The 26,102-nt window shown below is 61.6% G+C and carries 28 protein-coding genes; 17 read left to right on the top strand and 11 right to left on the bottom strand.

The features are described 5' to 3' along the window. Positions 1-5 precede the first annotated feature (5 nt). The 6 genes from rbfA to rpsO all read left to right on the top strand — a co-directional run bounded on the left by rbfA (position 6) and on the right by rpsO (position 4,162). Positions 6-401, top strand: a complete 396-nt coding sequence (rbfA, locus tag ACR0FC_RS12065; protein WP_093964142.1) for a 30S ribosome-binding factor RbfA — start codon at positions 6-8, stop codon at positions 399-401. After that, positions 398-1,141, top strand: a complete 744-nt coding sequence (locus ACR0FC_RS12070; RefSeq protein ID WP_170341102.1) for a phosphodiester glycosidase family protein — start codon at positions 398-400, stop codon at positions 1,139-1,141. The genes rbfA and ACR0FC_RS12070 overlap by 4 nt, the downstream gene beginning before the upstream one ends. A gap of 54 nt (positions 1,142-1,195) precedes the next feature. Continuing rightward, positions 1,196-2,101 carry a tRNA pseudouridine(55) synthase TruB gene (gene truB, locus ACR0FC_RS12075; RefSeq protein ID WP_170341101.1) on the top strand — a complete coding sequence of 302 codons (906 nt, stop codon included), beginning with the start codon at positions 1,196-1,198 and terminating at the stop codon, positions 2,099-2,101. A 22-nt stretch (positions 2,102-2,123) separates the two neighbouring features. After that, the gene (locus tag ACR0FC_RS12080) at positions 2,124-2,633 is read left to right on the top strand and encodes a DUF1643 domain-containing protein (RefSeq protein ID WP_170341100.1); all 510 of its coding nucleotides are present in this window, start codon (positions 2,124-2,126) and stop codon (positions 2,631-2,633) included. 95 nt (positions 2,634-2,728) lie between these two features. Continuing rightward, positions 2,729-3,748: a calcium-binding protein gene (locus tag ACR0FC_RS12085; RefSeq protein WP_170341098.1), complete on the top strand. Its 1,020-nt coding sequence runs from the start codon at positions 2,729-2,731 to the stop codon at positions 3,746-3,748. 144 nt (positions 3,749-3,892) lie between these two features. Then, a complete protein-coding gene (rpsO, locus tag ACR0FC_RS12090) occupies positions 3,893-4,162 on the top strand; it encodes a 30S ribosomal protein S15 (RefSeq protein WP_005980247.1) in 270 nt (89 codons plus the stop codon). A 224-nt stretch (positions 4,163-4,386) separates the two neighbouring features. Here the strand turns inward: rpsO and ACR0FC_RS12095 are convergent, their stop codons facing one another. Further along, complete coding sequence (locus ACR0FC_RS12095) at positions 4,387-4,908, bottom strand: amidohydrolase family protein (protein WP_367646657.1); 522 nt, start codon at positions 4,906-4,908, stop codon at positions 4,387-4,389. Beyond that, complete coding sequence (locus ACR0FC_RS12100) at positions 4,859-5,629, bottom strand: amidohydrolase family protein (protein WP_254437807.1); 771 nt, start codon at positions 5,627-5,629, stop codon at positions 4,859-4,861. The genes ACR0FC_RS12095 and ACR0FC_RS12100 overlap by 50 nt, the downstream gene beginning before the upstream one ends. Positions 5,630-5,677: 48 nt before the next feature. Here ACR0FC_RS12100 and ACR0FC_RS12105 point away from each other — a divergent pair, with 48 nt between their 5' ends. After that, on the top strand, positions 5,678-6,001 hold the full coding sequence (locus ACR0FC_RS12105; RefSeq protein ID WP_170341097.1) for a potassium channel family protein: 324 nt from the start codon (positions 5,678-5,680) through the stop codon (positions 5,999-6,001). 103 nt (positions 6,002-6,104) lie between these two features. Here ACR0FC_RS12105 and ACR0FC_RS12110 read toward each other — a convergent pair whose 3' ends face one another. Continuing rightward, positions 6,105-7,706, bottom strand: a complete 1,602-nt coding sequence (locus ACR0FC_RS12110; protein WP_170341096.1) for a BCCT family transporter — start codon at positions 7,704-7,706, stop codon at positions 6,105-6,107. Positions 7,707-8,316: 610 nt separating this feature from the next. Here ACR0FC_RS12110 and pnp point away from each other — a divergent pair. Both pnp and ACR0FC_RS12120 read left to right on the top strand, forming a co-directional pair. After that, a complete protein-coding gene (pnp, locus tag ACR0FC_RS12115; RefSeq protein ID WP_170341094.1) occupies positions 8,317-10,467 on the top strand; it encodes a polyribonucleotide nucleotidyltransferase in 2,151 nt (716 codons plus the stop codon). A 91-nt stretch (positions 10,468-10,558) separates the two neighbouring features. Further along, entirely contained in the window at positions 10,559-11,290 is a 732-nt protein-coding gene (locus ACR0FC_RS12120; RefSeq protein WP_254437806.1) for a glycosyltransferase family 25 protein, read from the top strand. Here the strand turns inward: ACR0FC_RS12120 and ACR0FC_RS12125 are convergent. After that, the gene (locus ACR0FC_RS12125) at positions 11,287-12,174 is read right to left on the bottom strand and encodes a LysR family transcriptional regulator (RefSeq protein WP_170341092.1); all 888 of its coding nucleotides are present in this window, start codon (positions 12,172-12,174) and stop codon (positions 11,287-11,289) included. The genes ACR0FC_RS12120 and ACR0FC_RS12125 overlap by 4 nt on opposite strands. Before the next feature lie 133 nt (positions 12,175-12,307). Here ACR0FC_RS12125 and ACR0FC_RS12130 point away from each other — a divergent pair, with 133 nt between their 5' ends. Continuing rightward, a complete protein-coding gene (locus ACR0FC_RS12130) occupies positions 12,308-13,003 on the top strand; it encodes a type 1 glutamine amidotransferase domain-containing protein (RefSeq protein ID WP_170341091.1) in 696 nt (231 codons plus the stop codon). Positions 13,004-13,057: 54 nt separating this feature from the next. On the opposite strand, the gene ACR0FC_RS12135 is transcribed toward ACR0FC_RS12130, so the two are convergent. Further along, the gene (locus ACR0FC_RS12135; protein WP_093964131.1) at positions 13,058-13,708 is read right to left on the bottom strand and encodes a peroxiredoxin; all 651 of its coding nucleotides are present in this window, start codon (positions 13,706-13,708) and stop codon (positions 13,058-13,060) included. A gap of 217 nt (positions 13,709-13,925) precedes the next feature. Here ACR0FC_RS12135 and ACR0FC_RS12140 point away from each other — a divergent pair, with 217 nt between their 5' ends. Beyond that, on the top strand, positions 13,926-15,365 hold the full coding sequence (locus ACR0FC_RS12140) for an aldehyde dehydrogenase family protein (RefSeq protein WP_170341089.1): 1,440 nt from the start codon (positions 13,926-13,928) through the stop codon (positions 15,363-15,365). 63 nt (positions 15,366-15,428) lie between these two features. Here the strand turns inward: ACR0FC_RS12140 and ACR0FC_RS12145 are convergent, their stop codons facing one another. Beyond that, complete coding sequence (locus ACR0FC_RS12145) at positions 15,429-15,863, bottom strand: glyoxalase superfamily protein (RefSeq protein WP_170341087.1); 435 nt, start codon at positions 15,861-15,863, stop codon at positions 15,429-15,431. A 177-nt stretch (positions 15,864-16,040) separates the two neighbouring features. Beyond that, positions 16,041-16,892, bottom strand: a complete 852-nt coding sequence (locus ACR0FC_RS12150; protein ID WP_170341085.1) for a methylated-DNA--[protein]-cysteine S-methyltransferase — start codon at positions 16,890-16,892, stop codon at positions 16,041-16,043. A gap of 132 nt (positions 16,893-17,024) precedes the next feature. Between ACR0FC_RS12150 and nth the strand changes: the two genes are divergently transcribed. The 4 genes from nth to ACR0FC_RS12170 all read left to right on the top strand — a co-directional run bounded on the left by nth (position 17,025) and on the right by ACR0FC_RS12170 (position 19,655). Beyond that, positions 17,025-17,669 carry an endonuclease III gene (gene nth, locus ACR0FC_RS12155; protein ID WP_170341083.1) on the top strand — a complete coding sequence of 215 codons (645 nt, stop codon included), beginning with the start codon at positions 17,025-17,027 and terminating at the stop codon, positions 17,667-17,669. Beyond that, entirely contained in the window at positions 17,666-18,655 is a 990-nt protein-coding gene (locus tag ACR0FC_RS12160; protein WP_170341082.1) for an adenosine kinase, read from the top strand. The genes nth and ACR0FC_RS12160 overlap by 4 nt, the downstream gene beginning before the upstream one ends. Before the next feature lie 323 nt (positions 18,656-18,978). After that, entirely contained in the window at positions 18,979-19,335 is a 357-nt protein-coding gene (locus ACR0FC_RS12165) for a hypothetical protein (RefSeq protein ID WP_170341080.1), read from the top strand. Between the two features lie 26 nt (positions 19,336-19,361). After that, a complete protein-coding gene (locus ACR0FC_RS12170; protein WP_170341079.1) occupies positions 19,362-19,655 on the top strand; it encodes a hypothetical protein in 294 nt (97 codons plus the stop codon). 8 nt (positions 19,656-19,663) lie between these two features. On the opposite strand, the gene ACR0FC_RS12175 is transcribed toward ACR0FC_RS12170, so the two are convergent. Together ACR0FC_RS12175 and ACR0FC_RS12180 are read right to left on the bottom strand one after the other, a co-directional pair. Continuing rightward, a complete protein-coding gene (locus tag ACR0FC_RS12175) occupies positions 19,664-20,590 on the bottom strand; it encodes a DMT family transporter (RefSeq protein WP_170341077.1) in 927 nt (308 codons plus the stop codon). A gap of 96 nt (positions 20,591-20,686) precedes the next feature. Beyond that, positions 20,687-21,172 (bottom strand): RNA pyrophosphohydrolase, encoded by a 486-nt coding sequence (locus ACR0FC_RS12180; RefSeq protein ID WP_170341076.1) that lies wholly within the window; start codon positions 21,170-21,172, stop codon positions 20,687-20,689. Positions 21,173-21,307: 135 nt separating this feature from the next. On the opposite strand from ACR0FC_RS12180, the gene ACR0FC_RS12185 reads away from it, so the two are divergent. Beyond that, positions 21,308-23,335: an NADPH-dependent 2,4-dienoyl-CoA reductase gene (locus ACR0FC_RS12185; protein WP_170341074.1), complete on the top strand. Its 2,028-nt coding sequence runs from the start codon at positions 21,308-21,310 to the stop codon at positions 23,333-23,335. 107 nt (positions 23,336-23,442) lie between these two features. On the opposite strand, the gene ACR0FC_RS12190 is transcribed toward ACR0FC_RS12185, so the two are convergent. Further along, positions 23,443-24,375, bottom strand: coding sequence for a glycosyltransferase family 8 protein (locus ACR0FC_RS12190; protein ID WP_170341073.1), 933 nt, complete (start codon positions 24,373-24,375; stop codon positions 23,443-23,445). A gap of 125 nt (positions 24,376-24,500) precedes the next feature. Further along, positions 24,501-24,938 (bottom strand): DUF4399 domain-containing protein, encoded by a 438-nt coding sequence (locus ACR0FC_RS12195; protein ID WP_170341071.1) that lies wholly within the window; start codon positions 24,936-24,938, stop codon positions 24,501-24,503. Between the two features lie 229 nt (positions 24,939-25,167). Between ACR0FC_RS12195 and ACR0FC_RS12200 the strand changes: the two genes are divergently transcribed. Then, complete coding sequence (locus ACR0FC_RS12200; RefSeq protein WP_093964122.1) at positions 25,168-26,073, top strand: LysR family transcriptional regulator; 906 nt, start codon at positions 25,168-25,170, stop codon at positions 26,071-26,073. Positions 26,074-26,102 lie beyond the last annotated feature (29 nt).

The raw sequence follows: 26,102 nt of genomic DNA on the forward strand, positions 1-26,102 counted from the left end.
GGGACATGGCTAAGAACAAATTCCACGACGGCCCCGGCCCCTCGCAACGGCAGCTTCGCGTCGGCGAACTGATCCGCCGCACCCTGTCCGAGGTGCTGGCGCGCGGCGACGTGCACGACCCCGACCTGAACCGCCTGTCGATCACTGTGGGCGAAGTGCGTACCTCGCCCGACCTCAAGATCGCCACGGCCTATGTGCTGCCGCTGGGCGGCAAGGGGCAGGACACCGTGATCGAGCTGCTGGCCCGCAACAAGGGCGAGCTGCGCCGCATGGTCGGCAAGAAGGTCGGGCTGAAGTTCGCCCCCGACCTGCGCTTCCGGCTGGACGAAACGTTCGACCGCATGGACGACACGCGCCGGATGTTCGAACAGGACGCCGTGCGCCGGGATCTGGACGAGTGATCCGCAGGGCGGCCGCTCTGCTCGCGCTGCTCTGGGCCGGACAGGCCGGTGCGGTCACGTGCGAGCGTGTGGCCCACGAAGACCGGCGCTATACCGTGTGCGAGGTGGACGCCACCGCCGAGGACCTGCGCCTGTTCCTGTATGACGACGCAGGTCAGGTGCTGGGCCATTTCTCGTCGGTGAACGAGGAACTGGCCGGTTCGGGCCAGCGCCTGAGTTTTGCGATGAATGCGGGCATGTATCACGAGGACCGCTCGCCTGTGGGCCACTATGTCCAAGACGGGCAGGAAGTCATGCGCGTGATTCCCAACGCCGGCCCCGGCAATTTCGGCCTGCTGCCCAACGGAGTGTTCTGCATCCGCGAAGGCCGCGCCGACGTGTTCGAGACGCTGGACTATCTTGATCGCAAGCCCGATTGCCGCTTTGCCACCCAATCCGGGCCGATGCTGGTGATCGACGGAGAATTGCATCCGCGGTTTCTTGAGGATTCGACCTCGAGCTATGTGCGCAACGGGGTGGGCACCAGCGTCGATGGCAGCCGCGCGGTGTTCGTGATCTCCGAAGATTACGTCACCTTCCATGAATTCGGCCGCCTGTTCCGCGACGTGCTGAAAACGCCCAACGCGCTGTTTTTCGACGGCAACATCTCGCGAATGTATGACCGGGCGGCGAACCGGTCCGACGTGGGTTTCTCGCTGGGGCCGATCGTCGGCGTGGTCGAGGACATCCCGGCAAATTGACAGCGCCGGACCGATCCGCTAGGTCGCGCGCCTTAGCAGACGGCAAGGTGCATCATGGGACGCAAACGCAAGGGTCGTGACATTTCCGGTTGGCTGGTGGTCGACAAGCCCGCGGGCATGACCTCGACCGCCGTGGTCAACAAGGTCCGCTGGGCACTGGACGCCAAGAAGGCGGGCCATGCCGGCACGCTCGACCCCGAAGCCACCGGCGTTCTGGCCGTGGCCCTGGGCGAGGCCACCAAGACCGTTCCCTACATCACCGATGCGCTCAAGGCCTATACCTTTACCGTGCGGCTGGGTCAGGCCACCAATACCGACGATGCCGAGGGAGAAGTGATCGCGGAAAGCGACCTGCGCCCCACCGACGACGAGATCAAGCAGGCCCTGCTGCCCTTCGTGGGCGAGATCATGCAGGTGCCGCCCAAGTTCTCGGCGGTCAAGATCGAGGGCCAGCGCGCCTACAAGCTGGCCCGCGACGGCGAGAATGTCGAACTGGCCGCCCGCCCCCTGTGGGTCGAGGAACTGGTGCTGGTCGACCGGCCCGATCCCGACCATGTCGTTCTGGAAATGACCTGCGGTAAGGGCGGCTATGTCCGCTCGATCGCCCGCGACCTGGGTGAGGCGTTGGGCTGTTATGGCCACGTCAAGGAGCTGCGCCGGATCTGGTCCGGCCCGTTCGAGGCCGAGGACGGGCTGAGCATCGAGCAGATCGACGCGATGGCGAAAATCCCGGCGCTGGATGACTACCTGCGCCCGCTGGAACAAGGGCTGGCCGACCTGCCCGAGTTGAAATGCACCCCCGAAGGCGCCACCCGCCTGCGCAACGGCAACCCCGGCATGGTTCTGGCCAGCGACGTGGAATACGGCGACGAGGCCTGGGCCTCGTTCGACGGCAAGGCCGTGGCGGTAGGGGTCTACAAATCCGGTGAGTTGCACCCCAGCCGGGTGTTCGCCGGCTAGGTCCCGTGCTAAGCGAAGGCGCATGATCACCCGGTCCCACACCAAGGGCGACGCGCCCTCGACAGCCGTCTATTCCGACTGCGAACGCTATCGCTACAGCCTGACCCGCATCTGGGAGCCGGCCGGGCGCCGGGCCTTATTCGTGATGCTGAACCCCTCGACCGCGACCGAGGTTCAGAATGACCCGACCGTCGAGCGCTGCGAGCGGCGCGCGCGGGCTTTGGGCTTCGGGGCGTTCCAGGTGACCAACATCTTTGCCTGGCGCGACACCGACCCGCGCAAGATGCGTGCCGCAGTCGATCCGGTGGGGCCGGAAAACGACGCCGCCATCCTGGCCGGCGTGGACTGGGCCGATCAGGTGATCGCCGCCTGGGGCACCCATGGCGCGCATCTGGATCGCGGTCCGGCGGTCGAGAGTCTGCTGCGCGGCACCGGCCAGCCGCTGTTCCACCTTGGGCTCAGCAAGGCAGGCCATCCCAAGCATCCGCTCTACATCGCGTATACCCAGCAACCCGAACCGTGGGACCGGTGACAAAGGGTTAACCACAGACTCAGGTTGGCTTTGACCAACCCTTTGGCGGCATGGGATATTTCACACTCGGGGCGGCACGCTTTCGGAGGGTTCCCATGTTTCTGCTCGGATTGTTCGGTCTGGCCGCAATGGGCGGCGCAGCATACGCGATCAGCGACGTATTCTCGGGGGATGAGGACGAGGACAACGACGATGTCATCGAGGAAGATGCCGTCGAAGACATTCCCGAAGGAAATCTGCTTGAGATTGACGATTCTTTCGAAGACCCAGCCGAGGCCGAGGATGCGTCCCACGGAATCATACTCTCGGACGTGGACGGAAACCTGGTCATCGCCGGAGGGCCGGGTGTGGATGTTCTGAGCGGGGCCGAGGGCAACGATCAGATCAACGGCTATGATGGCGATGACATTATCGATGGTGGCGCCGGAGATGATACGTTGTTCGGCGCGGACGGGGATGACACGCTAAACGGAAACACTGGCGATGATATTCTGCACGGTGGCAACGGTCACGATGACCTCTCGGGGAATGCCGGTGACGACATATTGTACGGCCATGCTGGCGACGACCAGTTGGTTGGTGGCGAAGGCGATGACGATCTGTACGGCGGTCAGGGCAACGATAACCTTGCCGGTGGTGAGGGCGAAGACGCGCTGCAAGGCGGCGACGGTGAAGACATGCTCGCCGGCGGCGCAGGGGAAGACACGCTGTTCGGCGGTGATGGCGACGACACTCTGTCCGGACAGGACGATGGCGACACGCCCGCCAGCGATTTTCTGAACGGCGGCGCAGGGGACGACACGATCCTGGCAGGCGCCGGAGATGTCGTCACCGGCGGTCAGGGAGCGGACCAGATCGCCATCAACGGAACGGTCACGGGGAAGGAAGTCAGCGTCGTGGATTTCACCCCCGGAGAAGACAAGCTGCTGATCGAATGGAACGGCCCTGACACGCCCGATATCGGGATCGAACACGACGCGGACAACGCCGATCTGACGCGCGTTCTGGTCAACGGGCGTGAGGTGGCCTATCTGTTCGGCGCCCAAGGTCTTGGGCCCGAGGATATTCAACTGACTCCGGGTCTGGACCCGACCCTGACCAGCCCCATGGGCTGAGATACGCAGAATCCCTTTGCCATTTATTCCGATTGCGCCTATACGCGCCCATCCGCATCGGAATCGGTGCGGTTTTCTCCATGGGCCTGTGCTGGACGACATCCCGGCCTGCGCCATCAACTCTAACCTTCGAAGGAGACCCCGATGTCGATCACTGCTGAAGAAAAAGCACGCGTCATGAAAGAATTCGCAACCAAGGACGGCGACACCGGTTCGCCGGAAGTCCAGGTTGCTATCCTGACCTCGCGCATCAACACCCTGACCGAGCACTTCAAGACCCACAAGAAAGACAACCACGGCCGCCGTGGTCTTCTGAAGATGGTCGCCCAGCGCCGCAAGCTGCTGGACTACCTGAAGGGCAAGGAAGAAGCGCGCTACCAGGACCTGATCAAAAAGCTGGGCATCCGCCGCTAAGCGCGGAATACACCGCTTTCAAGTTCGAGACGCCCGCCATATGGCGGGCGTTTTTTGTCAGAGGAGCGCGGTGTTCAATCCAGCGCGTTCTTGTAGACCACACCGTCTTTCATGATCAGGTCGAAGTTTTCGTGTGGGTCGGCAACCAGATCGATGTCTTCTAGCGGGTTGCCATCCACAAAGATCAAATCGGCACAAGCGCCTTCTGTAATCTGGCCCAGCGGTCATTGCTGATAGGGATGCCGGGGGCCGGACAATTCCAGCAGTTCGGCATTGGTCGAAGTGGCCATCTGCGAAACCTCGTAAGGAAAATACCACCGCTGCAGCTTGGCAAGAAACGCGCCCTGCCGCTCGGCCAATTTCGGGTCGAACAGGATGTCGGTCCCGAAGGCGGTTTTGACCCCCACTTCCTTTGCGGTCTTGTAGGTGAAATCGGTGCCGTCGGTCACGTCGATCCACTTCTGTTGGCTGACGGGGTCATCAAAGGAAAACCCGTCTTCGTCATCCAGTAACGGTTGCACGGACAGCCACACGTCATTCTCACGTATCATTTCCATCGTCTCACGGCTCATGAGGAAGCCATGTTCGATGGATTTCACACCGGCCTCAATCGCGATGCGCGCAGCATCGTCGGTGAACAGATGAGAGGCAACATAGGTGTTGTAGGTGTCGGCCACTTCGACAAAGGCTTCGATTTCATCCTTTGTGTATTGGCGAACGTCCAGCGGGTCGTATGTGGACGACACACCGCCCCCGCCAGAAATCTTTAGCTGCGTGGCCCCCAATACGCATGACTTCTCGGGCCCGCTTGGTCACTTCTGGGACGCCGTCTGCCTGCATCATCAGACCAACGCTGTACCAATACCACAAAGCATCGCCTTCGTTTGTCGGCACCGCCTGATAAGGGCGGTAGTCAAAATGCCCGCCCGTCTGCGTGATCGGCGGACCGGACGGCAAGATTCGCGGACCGGGGATTTCGCCGGCGTCGATCATCTTCTTGATGGCGAAGGAATTGCCGCCAACATCACGGACGCTGGTGAATCCCCGCATCAGAGTGCCTTCGGACCCCAAAGCGCCACGGATTGCCACACCCAGAATATCATCGGTCACAACCGAACTTTGCGGGCTGCAGCAATAATGGGTGTGCCAGTGCACATCGATGAGGCCTGGGATCAGGGTGTGCCCACCGCCGTCGATCACCGTTGCTCCTTCGGCCGAGATCGGGTCTGTCGACACAGCCGCAATCAGGTTGCCCTCGATCAGAACATTCGCGTTTTCGATGCGCCCGTCGTTGACGCCATCAAATACATGCACATTGGTGATCAGGGTCTGAGCCGGGTCTTGCTGCGCGGAAACCGAGGTGGCGGCAAGCAGCGCCACTAGAAGATGAATTCGCATAAAGTATCTCCTGTCAAACACCGTCATCTTAGCAAATAATCCGATTTGTAAATGCGGAATTTCACTCAAAAACATGCATCCTGAACGTATCCTCGAAACAGCCGAAAGGCGTACAGAATGATAGCTCTGATCCTCAATGCCTACCGTCTGCTCAAGGCGATCGTCCGATCGTGGGATGATCCGCATTTTCGGGGCGGTTTGCTGCTATGTATTCTTATTCTTCTGTCCGGGACGCTGTTCTACAGCAGCGTCGAGGGCTGGCATTGGGTGGACGCGCTTTATTTCAGCGCGACCACTCTGTCGACGGTCGGGTTCGGCGATCTGTCCCCGGCGACCAAGATCGGCAAGGTCTTCACCGTGATCTACATTTTCGTTGGGGTCGGCGTGTTCATCGCAATGTTCATTCAATTTGCGAAAGCTTTGTTGCGAGATCCTGAATAGAGACTTCCGACCCGGGTCAAACCTTCGGAACTTACAGCTGGGTCCGGTTAAAGCGAAAAAACACCCGCCAATTGGCGGGCGTTCATAGGCCGTCGAGGGCGGCTCAAATCTTGGCGCGCTCAGACTTCAGCGCCAGCCACAGGCAGTAGCACATGATCAGCACCACAAGCGTGAACGGGATGCCGGTTGACACCGCCGCCCCTTGCAGCGCGGCAAGCCCGCCACCCAGCAGCAGCGCGATCGCGACCAGACCTTCCAGCGTGCACCAGAACACACGCTGCACCACCGGTGCGTCCATCTTGCCGCCGGCGGTGATCGTATCGATCACCAGAGACCCCGAGTCGGACGAGGTGACAAAGAAGACCACGATCAGAATCAGCGCGATCGGAGCCACGATGCCGTAGAGCGGAAGCTCTTTCAGGAAGCCGAACAGCGCGCCTTCGGGGGCATAGCTGTCGATCACCGTGGCCTTGACGCCCTCGGCGCCGCCGACGTTCAGCATATCGATGGCCGCGCCACCAAAGGTGGACATCCACAGCGCGCAGACCGCTGTCGGCGCCAGCAGCGCACAAATCACGAATTCACGCACCGTGCGCCCCTTGGAGATGCGGGCAATGAACATGCCCACGAAAGGCGACCACGCGATCCACCAGGCCCAGTAGAAGGTTGTCCAACCGTGGAAGAAGCTGGTGTCTTCCCGCCCGAACGGGTTCGACAAAGCCGGCAGCAGCCTGACGTAATCGGTCATCACGCTGAAATAGCGCGAGATCGCCGTGCCGATCCCGGTCACTGCGATCACGAACAGGAACAGGCCCACGGCCATGATCATGTTGATCTCGCTGAGCCGCTTCACGCCCGCGTCCATGCCCATCAGCACCGAGCCCAGCGCGATCATCGTGATACCGATGATCAGCAAGACGACGACGGTTGGGCTGGGTTCGATGCCGAACACCTCGTAGAGACCGGCGGCAACCTGTTGCGCGCCCAGCCCCAGCGATGTGGTCAGGCCGAACAGGGTGGCAAACACCGCCAGCGTGTCGATCGCATGGCCCCACCAGCCCCAGACACGCTCGCCCAGCAACGGGTAGAAGGCCGAGCGCAGGGTCAATGGCAGGCCGAGATTGTAGCTGAAGATCGCGAGGCTCAGGCCCACGGCGGCGTAGACCGCCCAGCCCTCCAGCCCCCAGTGGTGGATGGTACCTACAACACCAATGTATTCATTGCCCGGCACCGCGATGTCGATGCCCAAAGGACGGGCGCCGCCATCCTCGGCGAAATTGTAGTAGACCGGCTCTAACACGCCGAAAAACAGCAATCCGATGCCGATCCCGGCCGCGAACATCATCGCAATCCAGCCGGCGTAGGAGTAATCGGGCTTGGCGTCTTTGCCGCCGATGCGCACCTTGCCCACCGGCAGAACGATCAAGGCCAGGCAGAACAGCGTGATTGCATCCACGGACAGGACGAGGAACCAGTCGAAGGTGCTGGTCAGCCACGGCCGCAGCCAACCGAAGAACGTTGCTGCGGCCTCTTGATTGGCGAGAGCGATCAGCACGAAGGCAAAGATCAGGATGCTTGAGATAAGAAAAACCGGGTTGTGAATATCCAGCCCGAATGGGCGAACATTGTCCTGCCCCAGCTCGTATTCCGTTTCGAAATCATAGATCCGCGGATCCGGATCCAGCATTTTCTTGGTCTGAGACATGTGGCGTCCCTTTCGTTCGCGCGAATTGCAAACGCCAAGGTATTCGGCCGTCGGACGACAGTGAGTAGTCTTACCCCCTTGGCGCCTTTTCGTCGTCTGGACCGCGGGTTCCGTGGTAAGAGGCTACACTGCAATCACTTTTTCACAAAATGCATTCGCCTACGGGAATATGTCTGCGCATGGCCAGCGATGGCCTGACCGAGGTCGAGAGGACGGGGTCGCATTAGTTTCGCGGCTTTCCTACCACCGTCGCAGCCCGGAGTTTCTCTCCAGCCTCTGCCGCGCCGATTTCCGATCTGCATATCCTCGATGACGAGCGATGGTCCTGTTTGCGAGCGGGTGCACGCCAGATGCTATGCGGGCTTACGCATCGGAACGTTCGCGGTGTCGGCTGACGCAAAGGCGAACCACGGCAGATGCAGGACCGTGTGCCTTCTGCGGCCTTATCCCTTTCAATCCGACGCAATCTCATGTATGCGCGCGGTATCTGAGACGTTGTGCCCTGACCCCGGCACTCGAATGGAAGATAAATTGGGGTCGGCGGCAATGGGGCCGCCACGCAAAACGGGAGACCCGCAGGGGCGGGAGTGCTCCCATCTAGGATACGCATATGTTTGATGTAACGAAGAAATCGATGCAGTGGGGCGAGGAAACGCTCACACTGGAAACCGGCAAGGTTGCCCGTCAGGCTGACGGCAGCGTGATTGCCACGCTGGGCGAAACCAGCGTCATGGCCAACGTGACCTTTGCCCGGGAACAGAAGCCCGGTCAGGACTTTTTCCCGCTGACCGTGCACTATCAGGAAAAATACTATGCCGCCGGCAAGGTGCCGGGTGGCTTCTTCAAGCGCGAGGCCCGTCCGACCGAGAAAGAGACGCTGACCGCGCGCCTGATCGACCGTCCGATCCGTCCGCTGTTCGTTGACGGGTTCAAGAACGAAGTTCTGGTGATGTGCACCGTACTGAGCCACGATCTGGTCAACGACCCCGACATCGTGGCGATGATCGCCGCATCGGCGGCCCTGACCATCTCGGGCGCGCCCTTCCGCGGCCCGATCGCCGGTGCCCGCGTTGGTTTCGTGGATGGCGAGTACGTCCTGAACCCGACCGTGGACGACATGCAGGACCTGCGCCTGAACCCCGAACAGCGTCTGGATCTGGTTGTGGCCGGCACCAAAGACGCCGTGATGATGGTGGAGTCGGAAGCCTACGAGCTGACCGAAGCCGAGATGCTGGGCGCCGTGACCTTCGCGCACGAACAGATCCAGCCGGTGATCGACCTGATCATCTCGCTGGCCGAAGACGCCGCGAAAGAGCCCTTTGCCTTCGAAGCCCCCGACTACTCGGAGCTGTACGCTGCCGTGAAAGCTGCCGGTGAAGAGCAGATGCGTGCCGCATTCGCAATCACCGACAAGCAAGAGCGCACCGCAGCCGTCGCTGCCGCGCGCGAGGCCATCAAGGCCGCTCTGACCGAAGAGCAGCTTGAGGACTCGAACCTGGGTTCGGCGATGAAAAAGCTCGAAGCCAGCATCCTGCGCGGCGACGTGGTGAAGGGCGGCAAGCGGATTGACGGTCGTTCGACCACCGACGTGCGCCCGATCGTGGCCGAAACCGGCCTGCTGCCGCGGACCCATGGTTCGGCCCTGTTCACCCGTGGTGAAACCCAGGCGCTGGCCGTGACGACGCTGGGCACTGGTGACGACGAGCAGTTCATCGACGCGCTGCACGGCAACTTCAAATCGAACTTCCTGCTGCACTACAACTTCCCGCCCTACTCGGTCGGCGAAGTGGGCCGCGTCGGTTCGCCCGGTCGCCGCGAAATCGGCCACGGCAAACTGGCATGGCGCGCCCTGCAGGCGGTTCTGCCGGCTCCGACCGATTTCCCCTACACCATCCGCGTGGTGTCCGAGATCACCGAGTCGAACGGCTCGTCCTCGATGGCATCGGTCTGCGGCGGTTCGCTGTCGATGATGGATGCGGGCGTTCCGCTCAAGGCTCCGGTGGCCGGTGTGGCCATGGGTCTGATCCTGGAAGACGACGGGGACTATGCCGTTCTGACCGACATCTTGGGTGACGAAGACCACCTGGGCGACATGGACTTCAAGGTTGCGGGTACCGAAAACGGCATCACCTCGCTGCAGATGGACATCAAGGTCGCCGGCATCACGCCCGAGATCATGGAGAAAGCCCTGGCTCAGGCCAAGAACGGCCGACTGCACATCCTGAACGAGATGAGCAAGGCGCTGAGCGAGACCGCCGAGTTCTCGGTCCACGCCCCGCGCATCGAGACCATGCAGATCCCGACCGACAAGATCCGCGAAGTGATCGGCTCGGGCGGCAAGGTGATCCGCGAGATCGTGGAAACCAGCGGCGCCAAGGTCGACATCAACGATGACGGCATCATCAAGATTGCATCGCCCGATGGTGAGTCGATCAAGAAAGCCTACGAGATGATCCACTCGATCGTGGCCGAGCCGGAAGAAGGTCAGGTCTACACCGGTAAAGTCGTGAAGATCGTCGATTTCGGCGCCTTCGTGAACTTCTTCGGCAAACGTGACGGTCTGGTGCACGTGTCCCAGATCGAAAACCGTCGCCTGAACCACCCTTCGGACGTTTTGAAGGAAGGCCAGGAAGTGAAGGTCAAGCTCTTGGGCTTCGACGATCGCGGCAAGGTCCGCCTGTCGATGAAATGCGTCGATCAGGAAACCGGCGAAGAGATCGTGCCCGAGAAGAAGGAAAAGAAAGAGGAAGGCGCGGAATAACCCGCCCTACCCTTTGCGAAATCCAAGACCCCGGTTCCGACCGGGGTCTTTTTGTTTTCCCTGGGCCTTTCCCGGGCCGCAGCCCTGTTCTATGCACGACACCATGCGATCCTTCATCATCCATATGTCCTCCAGCACCGCGCGCCGCCCCAATGCCGAGCAGCTCTGCGCCGACCTGCCCAGTGCCGAGCTGATCGAAGCGGTCAATGGGCGCGATCCGGCGCAGATTGCCGGGGTCACGCTGCATCCGGGCAACCTGCACCGCCCGCACTATCCCTTCGCGCTGCGCCCGGCCGAGATCGGCGTCTTCGAAAGCCACCGTCGGATCTGGCGCAAGATGGTCGACGAGGGGATCGACCTGGCTATCACCGCCGAAGATGATCTGCGCATCGATCCCGACCGGATGAACGCTGCACTGGATCTATTGCGCCCGATCGCGACCCCTGATCACTACATCCGCATCCCGGTCAAGCAGCGCGAAACCGCAGCCCAGACCCTAGCTGAGCGCGACGGCCTTCGTCTGATCCTGCCCAAGGTCATAGGGTTGCAATGCGTCTGTCAGGTGGTGGGACGGAAGGCGGCGGAACGTCTGCTGGCGGCCACCGACCGCATTGACCGCCCGGTGGACACGTTCCTGCAGATGCACTGGATCACGGGCCAGCCCGTCCACGCGCTGTTGGGCAGCGGCAACCAGGAAGTGGCCGGTGAAATCGGCGGCTCGACGATCCAGACGAAACCGCCGTTGACCGATAAGCTGACCCGCGAGTTCAAGCGCGCCGGCTATCGCGCGCAACTGCACCTGCATCCGCAGCGCCCCGCCTAGTCGGGCACCGCATCGCCCAGTTCCTCGACCAAGAAATCCATCGCCCGGCGCACCCGCAGCGGCAGATGACGCCGTTCAGGATAGACGATCCAACTCGCGCGGCTTGGATCTTCGTACCCCTGCAGTATCGGCTCCAGCTCAGGGGGGCGCTTCGCGCCCAGAAAAATCTCGGGCGCGTACATGACCCCCAGACCTTGCCGCGCGGCAGAAAGAACGGCGTGCGGGTTGTTGGCCTGCCACCGGCCATGCACCCGAACCTCGATCGGGTCGCCCGAGCCGGGGTCGCGGAATACCCACCGGTCATTGTTGGTGATCAGGCACTGATGATTCCGCAGGTCGGCCGGATGGGTCGGCCTTCCGTGCCGGTCGAGATAGCCGCGCGCGGCCACGCAGACCATCCGTCGGGTGGCCAACCGCCGCGCGATCAGCCCGCTTTCGGTCAGCGTGCCATAGCGGATGGCAAAGTCGAAGCCTTCCTCTGTCAGGTTCAGAAGGCGCGAATTGAAGTCGATGGTGACCGAGAGCTTTGGGTGCAGGCTTGCGAACCGCGCCAAAGCGGGCGCCACGAACTGTTCAGCAAACGGCCCGGCGGCCGAAACGCGAATGCGCCCTGCGATCTGGGCCCGATCCCCTGCCGCCGACTGGTTCGCTTCTTCCAGACCCGCCACAAGCCCGGCCACACGCGCGTGATAGTCGCGTCCGGCGTCGGTCAGGCGCACCACGCGGGTCGAACGCGCCAAAAGCTTGACGCCCAAACGATCCTCAAGCCGGGCGACCTGACGCGAGACATGACTGGCCGAAACCCCAAGCCGCCGGGCCGCAGCGGTGAAGCCGCCCGTCTCGACCACCATCAGGAATTCTTCCAGCCCGTCCCAAAGCGCCATTTCGCAACCTCATTATTACATGTCGGCAATAATGCTTTGCCAAATTCGACACTAATCAACAAGCGGCAACAGCCATATATCCCGATCACACAAGACACGGGCCGGGCGTACCGGCCGAACTAGGAGAAAACACATGGCTTCGACTGCAAAGAAAATTCTGATCGTCCTGACATCGCATGACCAGCTGGGCGACACCGGAGAAAAGACCGGGTTCTGGCTCGAGGAGCTGGCCGCTCCGTATTACGTGTTCAAGGATGCCGAGGCGGAACTGACGCTGGCCTCGCCCAAAGGCGGGCAGCCGCCGCTGGACCCCAAAAGCAGCGCACCCGACAGCCAGACCGACGATACCCGCCGGTTCGAGGCCGACCCCGAAGCGACGGCAGCATTGGCCAACACGGTCAAACTGTCCGAGGTGAACGCCCAGGACTATGACGCGATCTTCTATCCCGGTGGGCACGGGCCGCTGTGGGACCTTGTGTCGGATGAGAAATCGATTGATCTGATCGAGGCGTTCTGGTCAGCGGGGAAACCGGTCAGCGCCGTGTGTCACGCCCCGATCGTTCTGGCGCACACCAAGGCCGCGGACGGGTCGCCGCTGGTCAAGGGTCGTACCGTCACCGGCTTCACGAATGAAGAAGAAGACGCCGTCGGCCTGACCGAAATCGTGCCGCTGCTGGTCGAGGATACGATGAAGGACCGGGGCGCACAGTTCAGCAAGTTGGAGCCGTTCCAACCTCACGCGGTGCAGGACGGCAAACTGATCACCGGGCAGAACCCGGCTTCGTCCGCTGCGGTTGCGAGGAAAGTGCTTGAGGCGTTTGAGGCCTGAGGACGTTCAATGCGGAACAGGGCGGGGCGTGATGCGCCCCGCCCCTTCTTTGCGTCAGCTCGGCGCTTTGGTCTTGCGCAGATAGGGGAAGATCGTCTCGAACTCGCCGAACTTCTCCTTGGCTTCGTCATTCGAAACCGACGGCGGGATGATTACGTCTTCGCCCGGCACCCAGTTGGCCGGGGTAGCCACGCCCTTGGCGCTCATTTGCAGGCCGTCCAGCGCGCGCAGGATCTCGGCAAAGTTTCGGCCCACGGTCATCGGATAGGTCATCGACAGTTTCAGCTGCTTGTCCGGCCCGATGATGAAGACCGAGCGCACCGTGGCGCTGTCTGCCGGCGTGCGGCCATCGGGCAGATATGCCTCGGCGGGCAGCATGTCGAAGGCCTTGGACACTGCCAGTCCGTCATCGGCGATGATCGGAAAGCCGGGGTTGGCCTTGCCATAGGCCTCGATGTCCTTCTTCCACTTCTTGTGGTCCTCAACCCCATCGACCGAAACACCGATCACCTTGGTGTTGCGCTTGGCCCATTCGTCGTTCAACTGCGCCACGGCCGAAAACTCGGTGGTGCAGACCGGAGTGAAGTCCTTGGGGTGCGAGAATAGGATCGCCCAGCTGTCGCCGATCCAGTCGTGGAACTGGATGGTGCCCTGGTCCGTTTCAGCGGTGAAATTGGGGACGGTATCGTTGATGCGCAAACCCATGATGCATCTCCTTTCCTGTGAAAACCCGAGTCGGTTGGTGCAAACCTAATCACTTTGCCCTCAGGTTAAACCATTGATGTGGCACAGGGGCAAAAAACGTGCGATCAATAATTTGATCAAATTTCCAGAATTGCCTTGCCCCAAGGGGGCCGCAGTGACAGAGTGCCCGGGAAAACCGACCGCGCGGTCGAATGAATGCGGATCAAGAGGACACGCCATGATCGAGAAACGCGATTTTTACATCAACGGCCAGTGGGTCGCCCCCAGCCAGCCCAATGATTTCCAAGTGATCGACCCCTCGACCGAGGAGTCCTGCACGGTGATCTCGCTGGGCGGTCAGGCCGATACCGACGCGGCCGTGGCGGCCGCCAAGGCGGCGCTGCCGGGCTGGATGGCCACCCCGGTCGAAGAGCGCATCGCGCTGGTGGAAAAGCTGATCGAGATCTACCCCACCCGCGCCGAAGACCTCGCGCAGGCGATGTCGATGGAGATGGGCGCGCCGATCGACATGTCGCGCACCCAGCAGGTGGGCGCCGGGATCTGGCACCTGAAGAATTTCATTCGAGCAGCCAAGAGTTTCCAGTTCGAGCGCCCCCTGGGCGATCATGCCCCCAATGACCGGATCATCTACGAGGCAGTCGGCGTCGCCGCGCTGATCACCCCGTGGAACTGGCCGATGAATCAGATCACGCTCAAGGTGGGCGCGGCGGCGATCGCGGGCTGCACCATGGTTCTGAAACCGTCCGAGCAAAGCCCGCTGAACGCGATGATCTTTGCCGAGATGATGCACGAGGCGGGCTTCCCGCCGGGTGTCTTCAACCTGGTGAACGGCGACGGCGTGGGCGTGGGTTCGCAACTGTCGGGGCATCCGGACGTCGACATGGTCAGCTTCACCGGCTCGACCCGTGCGGGCACGGCGATTTCCAAGAACGCCGCCGACACGCTGAAGAAGGTGCATCTGGAACTGGGCGGCAAGGGTGCCAACGTGATCTTTGCCGATGCCGATGACAAGGCGGTCAAGCGTGGCGTGCTGCACATGATGAACAACACCGGTCAGAGCTGCAACGCGCCCAGCCGGATGCTGGTGCAGCGCCCGATCTATGATCAAGCCGTGGAAACCGCGGCCGAGGTCGCCAATAAGGTCACCGTGGGCCCGGCGATGCAGGAAGGCCGCCATATCGGCCCCGTCGTGAACGAGCTGCAATGGACCAAGATCCAGGCCCTGATCACGAAAGGCATCGACGAGGGTGCGCGCCTGGTCGCCGGCGGTCCCGGTCGCCCCGAAGGGTTCAACAAAGGCTATTTCGTGCGCCCCACCGTGTTTGCCGACGCCAACAACCAGATGACCATCGCGCGCGAGGAGATCTTTGGCCCGGTCCTGACGATGATCCCCTTCGATACCGAGGAAGAGGCCATCGAGATCGCCAATGACACGCCATATGGCCTGACCAACTATGTTCAGACACAGGACGGCGCCCGCGCCAACCGCATGGCGCGCAAACTGCGCTCGGGCATGGTCGAGATGAACGGCCAATCGCGCGCTGCCGGGTCGCCCTTTGGCGGCATGAAACAGTCCGGCAACGGGCGCGAAGGCGGTGTCTGGGGGCTGGAGGACTTTTTGGAGGTCAAGGCCGTCAGCGGCTGGACCCCGGAATAACCCCGGCACAGGAAAGTTCAAAATGCGGGGCAAGGCGCGGACAGGCACCTTGCCCCGTTTGCGTCACGCCGGACGCACCACCAGTTGTGGCTCGCCGTTCGACGTATGGCGAGCTGACCGACCGTCCCAGCCGATCTGACCGCTGACGCGCTGGCGAAAGGCCGAGAAGCTGTCAAAGGTCACCACGTCGACCGGGGTGTCGAACTGCAGCGTGATCCGCCGCTGCGCGCCGTCGCCCAGCATCGTCAGGCCGCGGATTTCCCCGGTGAAAGGCTGGCCCAGATAGGTGCCCCGCACGCGGTCTCCGACCTTCAGGTGCAGCCGGTTTCCGGCCATCGCGTGCAACGTGTTCCAGTCGCGCGCGCCGTGCTGATGGGCGATCATCTCAAGCGATTGCGCATGGCTCAGGGCCACGCCGGCGCCACGCAGTTTCTCGCGCAGGCGTTTGGCCTGCACTTTCAGCTCGCCCACGGGGGCGATGGTTCGGATCTGTGTCATGTCTTGCCTCGTTTCCAGAAACGGGCGCGAGTATTGGACGGGGCTCGCCTTGCCATCCGCGCGCCGGGAAAGGGCAACAGATGTGGTTTGAACCGGGTTTCACCAAAGCCAAAGGGCCGCGAGCGGCAGGAGACCCGAACCTGCGCGCCTTTTGGCAGGCGCGAGACCCCAAGTCAATCAGGCATCGGCCTGCGCCGCCTCGTAGGCCAGCATGGCGCGTTTGACGGGCAACCCCCAGTGATAGCCGCCCAGCCCCCCCGATTTGCGCAGCGCGCGGTGGCAGGGGATCAGCCAACTGACCGGGTTGCGGCCCACCGCCGTGCCCACTGCCCGCACCGCCTGCGGCGTGCCCACGGCCTGCGCTATCTGGGAATAGGTCGTCACCTGGCCCGAGGGGATCTGCATCAGCGCCTCCCACACCTTGATCTGCAAGGGTGAGCCGATCAGGTACAACGGCGTAGGCTCCAGCCGGTCGCTGGCCGCGCCAAAGGCCGACAGGACCCACGGGCGCAGGCGCATCGGATCCTCGACATAGTCGGCCAAGGGCCAGCGCGACAGCATGTCCTGCATCGCGGCCTCTTCGCCGGTCTCGGCGGCAAAGGCCATGCCGCAGATGCCCTTGGCCGTGCCCATCACCAGCGCCGGGCCAAAAGGGCTTTCGAACCAGCCCCAATAGATGATCAGCCCCGCGCCCTTGCGGGCGTATTCGCCGGGGCTCATCGCCTCCCATTTCAGAAACAGGTCGTACAGGCGGCCGCTGCCGGACAGGCCGACGCTGTGCGCGGTCTCCAGCATGGTGAAGCGCTCGCGCAGCAGCGCCTTGGCATGGCCCAGCGTCAGATATTGCTGGTAGCGTTTCGGCGAAACGCCCGTCCAGCGCGAGAACAGGCGCTGGAAATGAGCGGGGCTCATGTCCATCTGGCGGGCCAATTCTTCCAACGACAGCGACTCGCCGCCCTGGTCGATCAGCTCGATCGCGCGTCGCATCACGTTGTAGTGGTAACCGGATTCGGATGTCTGGACGTTCATGGCATTCACCTTGCTGTGGCTTGCCCCATCCTAGCCGGGCCGGGCCCGACGGTGCGACCCGAAACTTGCGCATTGCCGGTGCAGCGGGCTTTGGGCTTGTCACCCGGCACCGCGGGCGGCATTAAGGCCCGGATGGCAAAGCAGCTTGATTATCACACGATCCGCGAGATCTTTACCCGGTTCCAGCAGGCCGACCCCGAACCCAAGGGCGAGCTTGAGCATGTGAACGTGTATACGTTAGTCGTCGCCGTGGCGCTGTCGGCGCAGGCAACCGATGCAGGCGTCAACAAGGCTACCCGCGCGCTCTTCAAGATCGCCGATACCCCGCAAAAGATGCTCGACCTCGGCGAAGAGGGGCTGATCGAGCACATCAAGACCATCGGCCTGTTCCGCCAGAAGGCCAAGAACGTCATAAAAATGTCGCGCATCCTAGTCGAGGAATACGGCGGCGAGGTCCCCAACTCGCGCGCCTCGCTGCAGTCGCTGCCGGGCGTCGGGCGCAAGACCGCGAACGTGGTTCTGAACATGTGGTGGCGATACCCGGCGCAGGCGGTCGACACGCATATCTTTCGCGTCGGCAACCGCACCGGCATCTGCCCCGGCAAGGACGTGGACGCCGTGGAACGCGCCATCGAAGACAATATCCCTGTGGACTTTCAGCTTCACGCCCATCACTGGCTGATCCTGCACGGCCGCTACCACTGCAAGGCGCGCAAACCGCAATGCGGCACCTGCCTGATCCGCGACCTGTGCCAATTCGAGGACAAGACCCTATGAAAACCTATCACCTGACCGGCATCGGCAACGCCGTTGTGGACGTCATCTCTCAGGCCGACGACAGCTTTCTCGAGATGATGGGGATCGAGAAGGGCATCATGCAGCTGATCGAGCGGGAACGCGGCGAGGTGCTGTATGCGGCCATGGAAAACCGGGTGCAGACCCCGGGCGGTTCGGTGGCCAACACCATCGCGGGCGCGGGTGCTCTGGGACTGGACGCGGCCTTCATCGGGCGAGTGCACGATGATGCGCTGGGCCGGTTCTACGCCGATGCGATGAACGAGGACGGCGTGGATTTCGTGAACCCGCCGGTGCCTGGGGGCGAGCTGCCGACCTCGCGCTCGATGATCTTCGTCTCACCCGATGGCGAACGGTCGATGAACACCTATCTGGGCATCTCGTCCGAACTGTCCTCGACGGACGTGCCGGCCGAGGTGGCGGGCAACAGCCAGATCATGTTCCTCGAGGGGTATCTGTTCGACAAGGAGAAGGGCAAAACCGCCTTCCTCGAGGCCGCGCGCGACTGCCGCAACGGGGGCGGCAAGACCGGCATCGCCATCTCCGACCCGTTCTGCGTCGAGCGTCACCGCACCGATTTCCTGCTGCTGATCGAACACGAGCTGGATTTCGTGATCGGCAACGAGGCCGAGATCAAATCCCTGTTCGAGACCGACGACCTGGAAGAGGCGCTGGCCAAGACCGCTGCGATCTGCCCGCTGGTGGTCTGCACCCGCTCGGGCGATGGGGTGACGGTTCTGCACGACGGCTCGCGCATCGATGTACCGGTCGAGAAAGTGGTGCCAGTGGACGCCACCGGCGCGGGCGACCAGTTCGCCGCCGGGTTCCTTTTCGGCATGGCGACGGGCCGCGACTATGAAACCTGCGCCAGAATAGGCAACGTCTGCGCCCGAGAAGTGATCAGCCATATCGGCCCGCGTCCCGAGGCGAACATGCTGGAACTGCTGCGGGACGAAGGGTTGGTTTGACGCGCGCAAGCGATTTGCCGCGTCGCAATGATGTTGGGACGAAGATTTTCGTGTGTTCGTAGTCCGGGACAGCGCTTGGGTTCAGGGAAAAATGAAGCCGCGCCGTGAAAAGTGAGCAAGGCAAGAAGCTCGAAGAACCAAGCCTTGCCAAAGCGACGCGACGCGCGAGCGAACCGCGACCAAGCAATCGCTCAAAGTGCGCCTCACAATTACCCCCCAAAGCAAGAGCCGCACCATCAAAACGCCCCTTCAGGGTGCAAAGCTGTTGGGTTAACTCACCCTTTACGTGAAAAACCATTCCAAACCACGAGATGAAATAAAAGATGACAATCAACAAAAAACCGAAAGAACCGCTGATGTATAAGAATTTTGGGAACAATCCGATAGCCCGATTTTTACGTATTTTGTTGCCATTTACGATATTAGTTGCATCGATCATTCTTTTTGCATTTCGAGAAACCGACAGCATATGGGATTGGGACGACCACCTCAGCGTTCTTGTGATACTTGCAGCACTCGTTGACCTATATTTTTCAGCGGCAGACTGGTACCACTATGGCGTCAAACGAACTGAGGAAGACGACTGGAATATTACCTACGTTCGGAATGCAATAGTGTTGCTACCCGGAGTTATCATTTTATTGTTTTTCATCGTCGGCCTCCCTCCTCTCCATGGGTGAAAAACTCCCAATCTGCCGGATACCCCTTGGAATATGCACCCATTGGTCTGCGGGCAGTGCCTATCGTTAGGCGGCGGTTACTTGATAACGATTCATTGTGTTCATTTACTGGTGTTTCGTTGTTTTCTGATAAGACAACCCCCAAACGCCTCCATCACACGCTCGTAGACCGCGCGCTTGAAGGGCACGATCTCGGCAATCAGGCGGTCGGGGTCCTGTCATTTCCAGCGGTTGAACTCGCGGCCGTTTCGATGTCGGCCGGATCGTCGCGGCCGGATACCAACGTGCTGGAGATGTTGCAGAAAGAAGGGTTGGTCTGAGGCAGAACCTACTTCCTCGGTTCGTTCGCGATCACGGTGGTCAAGGTGCGTGTCGTTCGGCTTCGGGTGATTGCGATCCCTCCAAGAACCAAAGCGCAGGCTATGGCTTGGGGCGCCGTGATTGCTTCGCCAAAAGCAACAAATCCGACCACGAACATCGTTGGCAATTCTATGCTTCCGACGACCGCGGTTTGGGAGGCGCCGATCAACGGCGAGCAGATCGTGTAGATGAGCTGTGGCACAAGCGCCGTGACCAGGCCAATTCCGACGATCAAGATCCAGTCGGATTGCCCCTCCGGGAGCAGCTGTCGCACATCGGCACTCAGCATCAGCGGCAAGAGCCCAAGAACCGATCCCACGGAAACCGAGGCTATGCGCGCAAGCGGCGCGATGCGGGACAGCCTGTGGACCAAAACACAAATACCGAAACCAAAGCCGAACGGGGCCGCCAGTGCCGCTAAAAGAGTAGGTATGTGTTGTGGGGACACGGATGCGGGCGAACCAGCAATGATTGCCGCCAGAACGATAAGGCCAGAAGCGAGCAAGGCGCGCCGCGTGGGTGCATCAGAGAAAAGCGCCCAAGCAATGACCAATGTAAAAACCGGATAGGTCATGTAGAGCACGCCCACGGTTGACGCGGGCAAGGCCTCCAAAGCCGTCACGTATCCAATCCACCCAAGTCCCATCACGGCTCCTGCCGAAAGGCCCCAACAAATCTCGCGCCAAGCTTTGCGGTGCATGACGATAACGGGCAGCAGCAGAATTGCCGCGACGATGTAGCGGTAGAATGCGACGGCATAGGGTGCGACGCCCTGCTGCGTCATCCCTCTGCTGAAATAGGGCACCAGCCCAAAGCAGATCGACGCGAAAAGAACGCCTGCAACCGCAAGCGCATAGGGAATAGCCGGTCCGGTTTGTGTTGAGGTCTTTGCCATGAACAAGGGCTAGCACAGGTTCGCGAAATCCATAACAGAGTTCCATGGACTAGGCACCTTGTCCGCAACCCGGAACCCGCTTGATCGAGTTCTAGTTCACCCCAAATACCCCCTGAAAGCCTCCATCGCCCGCTCGTAGACTTCGCGTTTGAATGGCACGATCTCGGCGATCAGGCGGTTGGGGTCCTGCCATTTCCAGCGGGTGAACTCAGGGTGGTCCGTCTGAATATTGATCTGGTCGTCTTCCCCCAGGAACCGCAACAGGAACCATTTCTGCTCTTGCCCACGGAAGCGGCCCTTCCAGATCTTGGGTACGATGTCATGCGGCAGGTCGTAGGGCAGCCAGTCGTCGGTCTCGGCCACGATTTCCACGAGGTCGGGGGTGACGCCGATTTCCTCCTGCAACTCGCGTAGCGCCGCCGCGCGCGGGGTCTCGCCTTCGTCCACGCCACCTTGGGGCATCTGCCAGGCGTCCTCGAACCGGTCATTGCGCTGGCCGACGAAAATCTGACCCTGATCGTTCATCAGCATCAGGCCGACGCAGGGGCGATAGGGCAGTTTGGCGATCTGTTCTGGGGTCATGGGCGGGCCTCGTAATGTGGTTGGCCAAGCTGTAGCAACTGGCAAAGCGGCGGCAAAGGGGGTGACGTCAGGTTTCGCGTGACACCGGCGCGGTGCGGCGCGATTGTCAGCCCCGAATTGAGGGAGAGTTTCAAGATGACTGCGTACCCGAACCTGCTGGCCCCGCTGGATCTGGGCTTTACCACGTTGAAGAACCGGGTCCTGATGGGCTCGATGCATACCGGGCTGGAAGAAACCGGCGACTGGAACCGGGTGGCCGAGTTCTATGCCTCGCGCGCACGTGGCGGCGTGGCGCTGATGGTGACGGGCGGCATCGGGCCGAACCTCGAAGGCTCGGTTTTGCCCGGCGCTGCGATGATGGCCAGCGACAAGGACGTGGCGAACCACTCGGTCGTTACCGACCGGGTGCATCAGGCGGGCGGCAAGATCGCCATGCAGATCCTGCATGCGGGCCGCTATGCCTATGGGCCGAAATGCGTGGCCCCCAGCCCAGTGAAATCGCCGATCTCGCCCTTCCCCCCCAACGAGTTGGACGAAGAGGGCATCGAGAAGCAGATCAGTGACATCGTGAACGCCGCCGTGCTGGCTCAGAAGGCGGGCTATGACGGGGTCGAGATCATGGGGTCCGAGGGGTATTTCATCAACCAGTTCCTGGTGACCCATACCAACAAGCGCACCGACCGCTGGGGCGGATCCTATGAGAACCGGATGCGCCTGCCGCTGGAAATCGTGCGCCGCACCCGCGAGGCGGTGGGCACCGATTTCATCATCATCTACCGCCTGTCGATGATCGACCTTGTGCCCAATGGCTCGACCCATGAAGAGGTGGTGCAACTGGCGCAAGCGGTTGAGAAGGCCGGGGCGACAATCATCAACACTGGTATCGGCTGGCACGAGGCTCGGATTCCCACAATCGCCACCAGCGTCCCGCGCGCGGCCTTTGCCTGGGTGACGAAGAAACTGATGGGCAAGGTGGGGATTCCGGTCATCACCTCGAACCGGATCAACACGCCCGAAGTGGCCGAAGAAGTGCTGTCGACCGGCTGTGCCGACATGGTCTCTCTAGCGCGGCCGATGCTGGCGGATGCGGATTTCGTGGCCAAGGCGATGGCCGGCGAGTCGGCCAAGATCGCGCCCTGCATCGCCTGCAACCAGGCCTGTCTGGATCACACCTTCAGCGGCAAGCTGACATCCTGCCTTGTGAACCCGCGCGCCTGCCACGAGACCGAGTTGGTGATCGAAAAGGCCGCCACGCCCAAGCGCGTGGCCATCGTGGGCGCGGGTCCGGCGGGTCTGTCCACCGCGATGACCGCCGCCCAGCGCGGCCATGACGTGACCGTGTTTGACAAGGCCGACGAGATCGGCGGCCAGTTGAACATGGCCAAGCAGGTGCCCGGCAAGGAAGAATTCTGGGGGCTGGTGGACTGGTATCGCACCATGCTGGACACGCTAGGCGTCAAGGTGGAACTGGGCCGCGAGGTTGGTGCCGATGATCTGGCCGGGTTCGACGAGGTGGTGATCGCCACCGGCGTCAACCCGCGCGACCCGCAGATCCCCGGCCAGGATCACGACAATGTCGTGAACTATATCGACGTGCTGCGCGACAAGGCCCCGGTGGGCAAGTCGGCGGCGGTGATCGGCGCGGGCGGCATCGGCTTTGACGTGTCGGAATACCTGCTGGAAGAAGGCCATTCGCCCACCACCGACCTGCCGCTGTGGATGAAGGAGTGGGGCGTCGCCGACCCTGAACAGCACCGCTCTGGCCTCGCGCCCGAAGGCCCCCAGCCCGAGGCGCCCAAGCGGCAGGTCACGCTGCTGCAGCGCAAGAAGCAGGCGCATGGCAAGGGGCTGGGCAAGACCACCGGCTGGATCCACCGCGCGACGCTGAAGATGAAGGACGTGAACTTCGTGGGCGGCGTGAACTATGAGCGCATCGACGACGAGGGGCTGCATGTCTCGTTCGGAGAAGAGCGCGCCGACCCGACCGTCATCAAGGCGGACACGATCGTTCTGTGCGCCGGACAGGTGCCCGAGCGGTCGCTGGCCGATGCGCTGATCGAACGCGGGATCACCCCGCATGTGATCGGCGGCGCGGATGTGGCCGCGGAACTGGATGCCAAGCGGGCGATCAACCAGGGCACGCGGCTGGCCGCCGCACTCTAGGGAAGACCCGTTCCGTCCACTTCCCCAAGGCGAGAACACTCAGACAAAAGAAAGCCACCCGAGCGATGCCCGGGTGGCTTCTTAGACCGTTGAGCCAGTTCCGCGCCCTATACGGAAAAAGTTAGACCTGTCTCGTCCTCGAACCGTGCCAAGTATTCCTGGTAATCCCGAAAGGCGCGGCGCAGCAGAATCTGTGACGCCGGCTTCGCGCGCCAGGGCTTCTTGCCTCCGATATAGTGCCACATCTTCGGGTTCCGGCCTGCCTGTTTCAGTTGGTTTCGAAATTCGGCAGAGGTATGCCGGAATTTCGGACTGTGCGCGTCGTACCAAATCTGCGGTCGCGTGTTCCATTGCTGAGGAAGTCTGAGCCACTGACCCGCAAAAATCTGGTTCATCCGATCCTGCTCGGGCAGGTCGTGGATATGCGGGATCAGCTTGTCGAAATCGCCCAGTTCCTTGCCTGCGGGTGAATTCCGGATCGCTTCACAATCCATCAGAAGGATACCCGCGTTGAAGTAGTTCTCGCCGGGCAGAAAGCCCAACCGGATGCTGCGCAAAACGCGCGTCACCGACTTTTGGTGTTCGTGCCCCGGCCTCAGAACACTCTGAAGGGATGGGCGCAGAAAGCGGCCTTCGCCCAACGTGACCAATCCCATGTCGACACAGGCCCCGATCCCGTGGCCATTCATGTCGAGCTCCTGCAACTCGCAGACATCGCCCAGCACAAGAGTGTCGGCGTCAATGAACAGACACCGGCCCGAAAAGAAGTCATGCAGAAACAACGGCAGCAGCGTGATTTTCGGGTATTTCGTCTTGAACTGAGAAAATCGGCCGAGCGTCTCGGACTGAAACTCCCGGTAGCGGACCGTGCCGTTGCCGACGGCGCGGTCCAGCTGGTCGACGGCTGCGATGTCTTGTGCGGTGAAATCCTGACCGAAAATGGTAACGTCAACAGACCGGCTGGCGTTCTTGACCACGGAATAGGCCGACAGCAATGCGGGATACAGAAAGTTCCGATCGACCCCAAAAACAACGTTCATTCAAATACCATGGCTCCGCCCCCGATCGGGATCGTGTATAGGCGAGGCAAGCACATGTAATCAAACCGAAACCGTCCCGCCGCTGTTGGCGGGTTCGACCCGGCGCTGCGGTTGGTCGGTACGGGTTACTCCACGGTGATCGTTATCACCTCGGAAACGATCGGCGTCGCGTGAGGCACATGACCCGCATCGCCCAGGACCAGTTGCAACGTGTGCGTCCCGGGGGCAAGCTCCAACGTGACTTCGGTCTGACCACCGCCAAAGTGCAGGTGGTTGTCATCAGCCGGCAGTCCATAGGCCAGTTCGTCGGCCCCGTCCTCACCCTGACCCAATGGGGGACGGTCGATCAGCAAATGGTGATGGCCGGTGTTTTCCTTTTCGGTCCCGGCTGGCGCAACACCCATACCGCGGAGGCCAAAGACCACCGTCACCGGCGACGTTACCGTGTCGCCGTCCGACAGGTTGACGAAATAGACCTCAGCGTCCGGGTTCGATGGCGTCTCCCCTCCGGCCCAGGCCAAGGGGGCAAACAGGCAAAAAATAGTTGCTAGAATGGCTTTCATGATCTCCTCCCTGGTCACAAAAATGCCATTCTGACTTTAGCACGTCGGGAGAAATTACCAGAAAAGAACACGCAAACAGGGGGCGGATGCAGGAGGGAAACCACTGTTTCCGCGTTTCCGAAGCGCAAACGATCCGATTCAAAACCCTGATATTATCCCATGTCTGCCCAGTTTCCGCCCAGATTGGAGGCGATGGTCGGTCAACGAACAGACGACCTGGGGAACGAGAATGGACCGACTGACAGAAATGGAGGCCTTCGCCAACGTGGTGGACCAAGGTGGTTTCACCGACGCGGCCAAAAAGATGGGCATTTCCAAATCAGCCGTGTCAAAGCACGTGTCGAGCTTGGAGGCCCGCTTGGGCGCGCGTTTGCTGAACCGCACGACGCGCCGCGTGTCGCCGACCGAGATCGGGCTGGCCTATTACGACCGCGCACGCCGTGTGCTTAATGATGCAGGCGAAGCCGACGCGCTGGTGACGTCGATGCAATCGGCGCCTTCAGGTCTGCTGCGCATCAGTGTGGCTACTGATTTCGGGGTGAACCACCTGTCGCCCGTTCTGTCCGGTTTCCTGGCGGCCTATCCCGACATCACCGTGAACATGGTCTTGAACAATCGCTATGTCGAGCTGATTTCCGAAGGGTTCGACGTGGCCGTGCGTATCGGCGAACTGGAAGACAGCACCCTGCGCGCGCGCAAGCTGACCGAAACGGTCAAACGCATGGTTGCGGCCCCCAGCTATATCGAGAAGTTCGGGCGCCCGGCAAAGATCGATGACCTCAACGAACACAAGCTGCTGCATTACTCCAGCCAGTCCTCGGGCAACGTCTGGAAGTTGACTGCGCCCTCGGGCGAAAAGAGGCAGGTGCGCACGGCCGGTTGGCTGAGCGTGAACGACGGACAATCCCTGTTGAATGCGGCGATCTCGGGCCTCGGAATCGCTTATCTGCCCAGCTATCTTTACGCGGACGCGCTGAAATCCGGCCAGGTGGTCGACGCGATGCCATCGTTGCCGGACGAGGTTCAGGGCGTCTATGCGGTGTACCCGCCGGGCCGGTTCACCCAGCCCAAGGTGCGGGCGTTCATTGATTTCCTTGTCGAGTCCTTTGCCGAAAAAGGTCCGATGGATTGGTAAGACCTCCCAGTGAAGACTGACCGGCCCGC

It is taken from the genome of Ruegeria sp. BB9, assembly GCF_056539345.1.